This is a genomic window from Paraburkholderia mimosarum LMG 23256 = NBRC 106338, assembly GCF_000739815.1.
Classification (GTDB): domain Bacteria; phylum Pseudomonadota; class Gammaproteobacteria; order Burkholderiales; family Burkholderiaceae; genus Paraburkholderia; species Paraburkholderia mimosarum.
This window is the reverse complement of record NZ_BBJJ01000020.1, coordinates 123,279-131,939: the sequence shown is the minus strand read 5'-3', so window position 1 is coordinate 131,939 and position 8,661 is coordinate 123,279. Positions and strand designations below refer to the sequence as shown.

General features: G+C 64.7%; 9 protein-coding genes and 1 pseudogene. 4 read left to right on the top strand and 6 right to left on the bottom strand.

From position 1 onward, the window contains the following. Positions 1-637: pseudogene (locus BMI01S_RS17115) on the top strand (glycosyl transferase); the annotation flags it as partial. Between the two features lie 297 nt (positions 638-934). On the opposite strand, the gene BMI01S_RS40855 reads toward BMI01S_RS17115, so the two are convergent. Genes BMI01S_RS40855 through BMI01S_RS17105 form a run of 3 tightly spaced genes read right to left on the bottom strand, consistent with a single transcriptional unit; the run spans position 935 to position 3,456 of the window. Beyond that, the gene (locus BMI01S_RS40855) at positions 935-1,123 is read right to left on the bottom strand and encodes a hypothetical protein (protein ID WP_154671240.1); all 189 of its coding nucleotides are present in this window, start codon (positions 1,121-1,123) and stop codon (positions 935-937) included. A 45-nt stretch (positions 1,124-1,168) separates the two neighbouring features. After that, positions 1,169-1,942, bottom strand: a complete 774-nt coding sequence (locus tag BMI01S_RS17110) for a slipin family protein (RefSeq protein ID WP_028230961.1) — start codon at positions 1,940-1,942, stop codon at positions 1,169-1,171. Next, positions 1,939-3,456: an NfeD family protein gene (locus tag BMI01S_RS17105; RefSeq protein WP_028230960.1), complete on the bottom strand. Its 1,518-nt coding sequence runs from the start codon at positions 3,454-3,456 to the stop codon at positions 1,939-1,941. Before BMI01S_RS17105 ends, BMI01S_RS17110 begins: the two co-directional genes overlap by 4 nt. Before the next feature lie 183 nt (positions 3,457-3,639). On the opposite strand from BMI01S_RS17105, the gene BMI01S_RS41955 reads away from it, so the two are divergent. Then, a complete protein-coding gene (locus BMI01S_RS41955) occupies positions 3,640-3,822 on the top strand; it encodes a hypothetical protein (protein WP_028230959.1) in 183 nt (60 codons plus the stop codon). A 91-nt stretch (positions 3,823-3,913) separates the two neighbouring features. On the opposite strand, the gene BMI01S_RS43030 is transcribed toward BMI01S_RS41955, so the two are convergent. Next, positions 3,914-4,039 (bottom strand): hypothetical protein, encoded by a 126-nt coding sequence (locus BMI01S_RS43030; RefSeq protein ID WP_255217806.1) that lies wholly within the window; start codon positions 4,037-4,039, stop codon positions 3,914-3,916. A gap of 260 nt (positions 4,040-4,299) precedes the next feature. Here BMI01S_RS43030 and BMI01S_RS17095 point away from each other — a divergent pair, with 260 nt between their 5' ends. Together BMI01S_RS17095 and BMI01S_RS17090 are read left to right on the top strand one after the other, a co-directional pair. Further along, positions 4,300-5,334 carry a 2-hydroxyacid dehydrogenase gene (locus tag BMI01S_RS17095; protein WP_042289953.1) on the top strand — a complete coding sequence of 345 codons (1,035 nt, stop codon included), beginning with the start codon at positions 4,300-4,302 and terminating at the stop codon, positions 5,332-5,334. Between the two features lie 418 nt (positions 5,335-5,752). Beyond that, the gene (locus BMI01S_RS17090; RefSeq protein ID WP_028230957.1) at positions 5,753-7,501 is read left to right on the top strand and encodes an ABC transporter ATP-binding protein/permease; all 1,749 of its coding nucleotides are present in this window, start codon (positions 5,753-5,755) and stop codon (positions 7,499-7,501) included. A gap of 225 nt (positions 7,502-7,726) precedes the next feature. Here BMI01S_RS17090 and BMI01S_RS17085 read toward each other — a convergent pair whose 3' ends face one another. Together BMI01S_RS17085 and BMI01S_RS17080 are read right to left on the bottom strand one after the other, a co-directional pair. Next, the gene (locus BMI01S_RS17085; protein ID WP_028230956.1) at positions 7,727-8,149 is read right to left on the bottom strand and encodes an organic hydroperoxide resistance protein; all 423 of its coding nucleotides are present in this window, start codon (positions 8,147-8,149) and stop codon (positions 7,727-7,729) included. A gap of 40 nt (positions 8,150-8,189) precedes the next feature. Next, a complete protein-coding gene (locus BMI01S_RS17080) occupies positions 8,190-8,438 on the bottom strand; it encodes a DUF4148 domain-containing protein (RefSeq protein WP_028230955.1) in 249 nt (82 codons plus the stop codon). Positions 8,439-8,661 lie beyond the last annotated feature (223 nt).

The following is an 8,661-nucleotide window of genomic DNA, read 5'->3' as shown; positions in this document are numbered from 1 at the left end:
ATTGTTCGGTAGCGCGGCGGCGCTCAGCTGGAGCATCTGGTCGATCATGAGCAGTCCGACGAACTCGCATGCCCAACTGCATCTGCTCGGCCGATGGCTGCCGCTCGACTGGGTGCTGCCGGTCAAACCGGTGCCAATCGCCGCCGCGCTGCTGATGACGTTCGGCTGGCTATGCCTGCTGCCGCTCCTCAGGCGTACCGTCAAATGGCGCGGCGCGCTGAGCTGGTGCGCGGGCGTGATACTCGCGTGGGGACTGGTGAGCACATTGCTGCTGCCGTGGCTCGATTATGCGAAAAGCTATCGCTCGGTGTTCGAAGAGTTGGGCGCGAAGATGAATATCGCATGGAAGGACGGCGACTGCATGGCCAGTGCGGGACTCGGTGAATCCGAAGCGCCAATGCTCTACTACTATACCGGCATCGAGCATCGGCCGAGCGCGGATACGCGCAACACCGAGTGCACGTGGCTGATCGTAGAAAGCCGCCGCGACAATGCGCGTGCACCGGCGGGCGAATGGCGTCTGTTCTGGTCGGGCGCGCGGCCAGGCGACACGGATGAACTGCTGCGGGTGTTCGTGCGCACGCCGGCGGCTGCACCAAGGGGTGGCAAAGGCGGTAGTGCGGCGCATCTTCGATGACTTGCGCGCGTGGCATGGCGATGGCCGTCTCTTCCTGGCCCTGACTGCGGCCAACATCGCCGGGAAGCCAAGCCCCCATCCGCTTCGTGCAGAAGACCGTAGCGGCCCATAAAGCGGTCATTTATCGCATCCCGGGCGGCCGACCGCTCTGGGTCGAGAAGATCCCCTCATTGACAGCGAGAAAGCCATTCGCCGACGCTGGTTCGCGAACGGCAGCAAACCAACCTGCAGCCGGCGCACAGCCACCCATCGCCGAGCGTCGGTTAGGGCCGACCAGCTGCCGGCCGGCTCAGTCAGTCAGCCTGACATGCCGGTATCGCTGACGGTATCAACTTCCGAAGTCATCTTGAGATGTAGGGCTTCGGCGATCTTTTTAAGCAGGCGGCGCTGATTCCGATGCGGCGCACCTACGGCCGTTGGGTGCCGGGGGGCGGTATCGCTGACGGGATCGGCGGCCGCGAGGTTACGCTGCAGCGCAATATTCAAGTGCGCTGTCGAAGGCGCTCGAGGGACGGAGCGCGCGTTGGCCGCTCAAGGCTCGCGTGGCATGCCCGCGCGCTCGGTGAGCGCGTTGAGCAGCTCGATCGGCAGCGGGAAGACGATGGTCGAGTTCTTGTCGGCGGCGATCGTGGTGAGCGTCTGCAGATAGCGCAGCTGCATGGCCTGCGGCTGCCGCGCGAGGCACTGCGCGGCCTGCAGCAATTTTTCGGACGCCTGCAATTCGCCTTCGGCGTGAATCACCTTCGCGCGGCGCTCGCGTTCGGCTTCGGCCTGGCGTGCGATCGCGCGGATCATCGTCTCGTTGAGGTCGACGTGCTTGATCTCCACGTTCGACACCTTGATGCCCCATGCGTCGGTTTGCGCATCCAGCACCTTCTGGATGTCGGCGTTCAGTTGCTCGCGCTCGGCGAGCAGGGCGTCCAGCTCGTGCTTGCCGAGCACGGCGCGCAGCGTGGTTTGCGCGAGCTGGCTCGTCGCCTCCATGTAGCGCGCCACCTGAATCACGGCCTTTTCGGGGTCCACCACGCGAAAATAGACCACCGCGTTGACCTTCACCGACACGTTGTCGCGCGTGATGACATCCTGCGAAGGCACGTCGAACACCACGGTGCGCAAGTCGATGCGCACCGCCACCTGCACGGCGGGGATGATGAGCACGAGGCCCGGTCCCTTGACCTTCCAGAAGCGTCCGAGCATGAACACGACGCCGCGCTCGTACTCCTTGAAGATGCGAATGGACGAGAAAGCGACCAGCACCGCCAGCGCGATCAGAAGACCTGTGAAGCCGAACGTGTAGCCGATCATGAACGTTCTCCCTTGTTGTATATCGTGTCGTGAAGCGGCGTGACGGTGAGCGTGAGGCCGCTGCGCGCGGTGACGCGTACGCGGCTGCCGGCGCCGAGCGGCGCGTCGCAGGCGACGCGCCAGCGCTCGCCGTGCACGCGCGCCCAGCCCGTGGAAAGCGCCGCGTGGCCGGGCCGCGGATCGGGGTGCAGGCCCTCGTCGATGACTTCGCCAATGCTGCCCACCATGGCCTCCGCGCCGGTCACCACGGGCCGCCGCCGCGCCCGCAGCGCGACGCTGGATACCGTGGCCACAAAGGCCGCACCGCCCAGCGCGAGGCCCGCGATGAGCGGTATCGGGATGCCGTAGCCGGGCACGCTGGTGTCAATCAGCATGAGCGCGCCAATCGCGAAGGCCACGATGCCGCCGAAGCCGAGCACGCCGAACGTCGGCAGAAACGCCTCTGCGATCAGGCACGCGAGACCGAGCAGCACGAGCCCGAGGCCCGCGTAGTTCACGGGCAGCAGCTGCATGGCGAACAGGCCGACCAGCAAGCAGGTCGCGCCGGCCACGCCGGGCAGCACGAAGCCGGGGTTCGCGAACTCGAAGAAGAGCCCGTAAATGCCGAGCGTCAGCAGGATCAGCGCGACGTTGGGATCGGCGATGATCGAGAGGAAGCGGTTGCGCCAGTCGGGTGCGACGACTTCGAGCGGCGCGTGCGCGGTGGCGAGCCGCAGCGTGCCCGCCGTGGTCGTGACGGTGCGGCCGTCGAGCTGGCGCGCGAGGTCGGCCGGGTCCCGAGCGATGAGGTCGATCACGTGGGCGTCGCGCGCTTCTTCGTCCGAAAGGCTCACCGCCTCGCGCACCGCGCGCTCCCCCCACGCGACGTTGCGCCCGCGCAATTGCGCGAGGCCGCGAATGTAGGCGGCGGAGTCGTGCATGACCTTGCGGGCTTCCGTCGTGGCGTTGTCGTCGGCATGCGGGGACGATGCGCCCGAGGCCGCCTCCGGGCCGCTGACTGGGCCACCCGGACCACCGGCCGGGCCGCCGGCACCGCCCACGCCGAGCTGGACCGGCGACGCCGCGCCGAGATTGGTGCCGGGCGCCATGGCCGCGAAATGGCTTGCGTAGACGATATAGGTGCCCGCGCTCGCGGCGCGCGCGCCGCCCGGGGCGACGAACGCCGCCACCGGGACGGGCGAGGCGAGAATCGCCTTGATGATCTGCCGCATCGACGTGTCGAGGCCGCCAGGCGTGTCGAGTTCGAGGATTGCGAGTGGCGCTCGCTTGTTCGCGGCGTGCTCCAGCGAGCGGACGATGAAATCGGCGCTCGCGGGCCCGATCGCGCCGTTCACGGTCATGACGACGACAGGCGGCCCTGCCGCCGCGAACGCGGCAGTTGCCGCCAGTGCGGCCCACGCGAGGAGCAGGGCGACGCACAACACAGCGCGGGCAAGCCGCGCCGCGAGCGGATGGTGCGGATGAAAGTGCGGCGCTTCGTGCGCCGCGGCATGCGAGGGGCGATGAGCGCGCATCGTGAGTCCTCGACGTCCGGTAGGCCGCGCACGCTGGCGCGCGCTGCGATTCGCAGATGGGGCAACAGCCGATACGTCAAGATTAGGCGCTTTCCGCGCAAAGCGCGAACCGACCGCGAAGCGGGTAGAACCTCACGCCGAACGTCGCTTTGCGCAAACGGGCGCAAGGCGCAGGCGCGCTAGATGGAAATCTACGCGGGGAGGGTGGAGAGCCTCGACAACAACATCGGACTCCTGATTCAGTACCCGGAGGATAACGGCGAATACGGCGACCGGAACGCCTCAATGAGCAACGTGGGCGGCGTCGAACCGTTGCATCCGCAAGGTTCCTGTGCGCGCGTGAGCGTGGGGGGCGAACGTCGGTAGCCAGATCTGGCTGAGCGTCGCGTGGCACAGGACACTGCGACTCGTCCTCCGGCTCGGGCCGCCTGGGACGCTTGCTGCTTTCAGGCGCGGATCAGTACCAGCGGCGCTGGGCCTCTGCGAGCAGTTCGCAGTATTCGAGGTGCCGGTTCAGCGCCTCGACGCTGAGACGACGCAGTCCAGCCAGGATTCGAGCCACATTTTCGACGATTGCACCCATGATTTCCTCTTAACTAGGGGTAGTTACCTAAGGGATAACCCTTATCATTATAAGGATCTCGGGCCAGAATGCAAGGCGCGACGCTGCCCGAAGGCGCGATCTCATATCGCACTGCGTCTGGCCGTGCGCCCGACAACCGTGCTGGCGAAAAAGCGCGTGCGTGCAGGTAACATGAGAATTCTTCTGTGCAGGACTCTCGGGTCCTCGCAGCTACGGTCCGCTCACGACCGCGCCTCTCATCCAGCCAGCATGAGGTCAACATGCCGGGAACCCAGACCCCCACTTCCGCTCGCCCTCGCATGATCCTGTTCAGCGCCCGCCAGTACGACATCGACCCGTTCACCGAAGCCAACGCCGCGTTCCGGTACGAACTGCACTTCCAGGAATCGCATCTCGATGCCGATACTGCCGTCCTCGCCGACGGCTACGACGTGGTGTGTCCGTTCGTGAACGATACGGTCGATGCCGCCACGCTCGAGCGCCTCCACAAGGGCGGCACGCGCCTCGTCGCACTGCGTTCGGCGGGCTTCAATCATGTCGATCTTGCGGCGGCGCAACGCCTTGGCATGACGATAGTGCGAGTGCCCGCCTATTCGCCGCATGCCGTGGCCGAGCATGCCGTCGGGCTGATCCTCGCGCTCAACCGCAAGTTGCCGCGCGCCGTCTCGCGCACGCGCGAAGGCGACTTCTCGCTGACCGGGCTGCTCGGTTTCGACCTGTATGGCAAGACCGTCGGCGTGATCGGCACGGGAATCATCGGCCGCTGTTTCGCCCGCATCATGGCGGGATTCGGCATGCAGGTGCTCGCGCACGATCCGGGCACGCCGGCCGCCGACCTGCTTGCGCTCGGCGCGCGTTACGTCCCGCTCGATACCCTGCTTGCGCAATCAGACGTGGTCAGTCTTCATTGCCCGCTCCTGCCCGCGACCCGTCATTTGATCAATCGCGAGGCGCTCGCGAAAATGAAGCGCGGCGCCATGCTCATCAACACCGGCCGCGGGGGGCTCGTGGAAAGCCGCGCGCTCGTTGACGCGCTCAAGAGCGGCCAGTTGGGCCATCTCGGCCTCGATGTCTACGAGGAAGAGGGTGGCCTGTTCTTCGAGGACCACTCGGATGCGCCATTGCAGGACGACGTGCTCGCGCGCCTCCTGATGTTTCCGAACGTGATCGTCACGTCCCACCAGGCGTTTTTCACGCGCGAGGCGATGAGCGAGATTGCGCAGACCACGCTGCGCAATGTGGACGCCTGGCGCAGTGGCGCGGCATGCAATCTCGTGGAAGCGCCGCACGGCTAACGCGGTGCCGGCGGCACGAAGCGAGAAAGCGCGAAGCAAGCCGGAAAGCAGCAAGCGGCGCGGCGCGGTGAAAGAACCATAGAGTCCAACCCAGGAGACCCGGCTTGGTGATGCGGGTTGACAGCTAACGTCCTAGCCCCTGGTTGGTGTGACCGTCGATCTCGCAATAGCGAATAGCGGCCCTGCTCGGTGACAGGCGCTTCGGTCCATTCAGATAGTCGCCGCTACCCCGGCGTTCGGCAAGGCGAGGGGCATGGGCGGACGGAACGGTCGCACCCTACAATCATCATGTCCGCCGGATGCATCCGATCGGGCGCGAAAGCGCGCGCAAACGCTGCAGCGAGACCGCCGTGCATGCATAAATCGGACAATTACCCCGTGCACCCGGTCCGCTTTCATCGCGCGTTAAGAGGCGCTCATGAGCAATCCACCTTCTGGCGCTGCGCCCAGGGAACCAGACAGTATCTCAGCCTGGAGCCTGATCAGGCCGTACTGGGTCTCCGAGGAACGCCGAACCGCGTGGGGCCTGCTGATCACGATCATCGTCCTCGACCTGCTTCTGGTCGGCATCGACGCCCGATTGAACACGTGGAACCGCGACTTCTATAACGCGCTGGAAGGCAGGAACGTGCGCGAATTCCCGCAGCTGATGCTGGTTTTCAGCGCGCTCGCGTTCGCGTTCGTCGCGATTTCCGTCTACAACCGCTATCTACGCCAGATGCTCGGTTTCCGGTGGCGCCAGTGGCTGACCACACGCTATCTGGAGGAATGGCTGGCAGACAAAACCTTCTACCGCATGGAGCGCGACCGGCTCACCGACAATCCTGATCAGCGGATCGCCGTCGACCTCGGGGCATTCGCCACCACCACACTTTCGCTCACACTCGACCTGCTCTCCACGCTCGAGACACTTGTCTGGTTCTCGACTGTCCTATGGATCACCGGGGGCGCGCTGGCAGTCGTGATGGGCGGCACGCCCGTCGAGATCCCTGGCTACATGCTGTGGGCAGCCATTTTCTATGCGATTGCCGGCTCGGTTCTGACGAACAAGGTCGCTCATCCGCTCGTGTCGATCAACTACCAGATGCAGCGCGTCGAGGCGGATTTCCGGTTCGGCCTGATCCGTGTGCGGGAAAACGCCGAGCAGATCGCTTTCTACGACGGCATGCGGGCCGAGGAGCGCATCGCCCAGGATCTGTTCGGCCGTATCCGCGACAACTGGTGGCGCGTGATGAAGTACACGCGGCGTTACAGCTTTGTGCTCAACTTCTACGCTCAGATTGCCGACATCTTCCCGATCGTGGTGGCGTCGCCGCGTTATTTCGCGGGCGTGTTCAGTTTCGGCACATTGATGCAAATCGCCGATGCGTTCGGTTCGGTCAGCGAATCGCTTTCCTGGTTCATCAACAACTACGACACGCTTGCGCAGTGGCGCGCGACGGTCAACCGTCTGTGCGAGTTCAGGCGCGTCGCGCAGCAACCGCATCTGAAGGAATCCGTGTCGCCCGCTACCGAGCATGGCGGCATCAACTTGCACTACGTCGACGAGAGCCGGCTCACCACGCACAAACTCACGCTTGCGCTGCCCAACGGCGAGACGCTCGCAAGCGTGCGCGACATTGCTGTCAAGCCTGGGTCGCGCTGGCTCGTGCGCGGGCCATCCGGATCGGGGAAAAGCACGCTGTTGCGCGCGCTGGCTGGCCTCTGGCCGTTCGGAAGCGGCTCGATCGACGCACCTGTGAACGCCCACACGATGTTCATACCGCAGCAGAGCTATCTGCCGGCTGGCACCTTGAAGAGTGTGCTCACGTATCCGGCACCGGACACCCACTTCAGCGACGCAGCATGCCGCGAGGCGCTGCATCTGTGCCGGCTTGCGGACTACGTCGAGCGAATGCACGAGTCCACCAACTGGTGGCGCATTCTTTCTCCCGGCGAGCAACAGCGGCTGGCTGCTGCGCGCGTGCTGATACAAAAGCCCGACTACGTGTTCCTCGACGAAGCAACGAGTGCACTCGACAGCGAGAGCGAAGCGCATCTGTATCATCTGCTGACCGAACGATTGCCGAATGCCGCAATTTTCATTGTCACGCACCGCAAGTCGCTTGCTGAATTATTCCACCACGAGACCCTCGATATCGCGCGAGCGTGCGAGCACACAGTGTGATAGCCACGTGCGCCGTCGACGTGACTGGTTGACCGCAGACTATGTGGAAGTACACGTGACGAATGTTGAAGCGAGAGGAATCCAGTGTTTGATTGCCAGGATTGCGGATGGCGCAAGCGGAGCGTTCAATTCGCGGGGCATGACCGGTTGGACCGAGCCAGTCAATCATCGGCTCGATAGGGGCGTCCAATAGCCATCCCCGCTTTTTTCTCTACTGCCCGCCATTCAAGCTTCAATCACTGCCAGCGTGACGTCGATATTGCCGCGCGTCGCCTTCGAATACGGGCACAGCTGATGTGCGGCTTCGACGATGCGTTGCGCCGTCTCGCGATCGATGCCGGGCAGGCGCACATTCAGGCGCGCGCGCAGCTTGAACGCGTCGTCGCTGTTGATGAGGTCGATTTCGGCGTCCACCGCCACGTCGCGGGGCAGCTTCGCGCCGATCTTGCCCGCCGCGCGGCCCATGGCGCCGATGAAGCAGGCCGACCAGCCCGCCGCGAACATCTGCTCCGGGTTCGTGCCCGGCGCACTCGATCCGGGCGGCGAGAGCTTCACGTCGAGCCGTCCGTCGTCGCTGCGCGCCGCGCCGTCGCGGCCGCCGGTGGTGTGAGTCTTGCCGGTGTACAGCACTTTTTCTGCTTGATTCATGGTGGTTATCTCCTGAGGGTGGATGTCGTGATGGCGTGAATTAGCTGCCGCGATACAGCTGCTGGATCGCGGCGAGCTGGCCGTCGTGCTGCGCCTGAACCAGTTCCTGACGAACCTGTGCACGCGTGATTCTTGCGGTTGCGGCGTTGCTGGCAGGCGTCCAGGTTTGGGTCTGTTGAACCGGGGCCTGCGCTGCGCTCGCCTGGGCGGGCATGGCTGCGAAAACCGGCGCGGCTGCAACAAAAGCGGCGCTGGCGGCGAAAGCGAGGGCGAGCTTCGATACGTTCATGGCGTTCTCCAGAGAAGGTTTGGTTGATCCGTCCGGTCATCAGCAAGTTCCGGCGTTGATGCATTACAACCACCGGACGTATCTGCCGTGTTTCATGAACGCCGCGTTTTGCAAGGGTATGTATCTCGTCGCAGCGCCTATACATGGCGATACAAACCTGTCGCGCTTCGCATCGCGCAGACGCTTTTTGATTCGCTTTGTGTCCGCGCCCGAACGAGACACA

What these genes read in the sequence shown, in the direction of transcription:
- BMI01S_RS17110 (WP_028230961.1), bottom strand. Translation starts at nt 1,942, where the DNA reads ATGATCGGCTACACGTTCGGCTTCACAGGTCTTCTGATCGCGCTGGCG.
- BMI01S_RS17105 (WP_028230960.1), bottom strand. Translation starts at nt 3,456, where the DNA reads ATGCGCGCTCATCGCCCCTCGCATGCCGCGGCGCACGAAGCGCCGCAC.
- BMI01S_RS41955 (WP_028230959.1), top strand. Translation starts at nt 3,640, where the DNA reads ATGGAAATCTACGCGGGGAGGGTGGAGAGCCTCGACAACAACATCGGA.
- BMI01S_RS43030 (WP_255217806.1), bottom strand. Translation starts at nt 4,039, where the DNA reads ATGGGTGCAATCGTCGAAAATGTGGCTCGAATCCTGGCTGGACTGCGT.
- BMI01S_RS17095 (WP_042289953.1), top strand. Translation starts at nt 4,300, where the DNA reads ATGCCGGGAACCCAGACCCCCACTTCCGCTCGCCCTCGCATGATCCTG.
- BMI01S_RS17090 (WP_028230957.1), top strand. Translation starts at nt 5,753, where the DNA reads ATGAGCAATCCACCTTCTGGCGCTGCGCCCAGGGAACCAGACAGTATC.
- BMI01S_RS17085 (WP_028230956.1), bottom strand. Translation starts at nt 8,149, where the DNA reads ATGAATCAAGCAGAAAAAGTGCTGTACACCGGCAAGACTCACACCACC.
- BMI01S_RS17080 (WP_028230955.1), bottom strand. Translation starts at nt 8,438, where the DNA reads ATGAACGTATCGAAGCTCGCCCTCGCTTTCGCCGCCAGCGCCGCTTTT.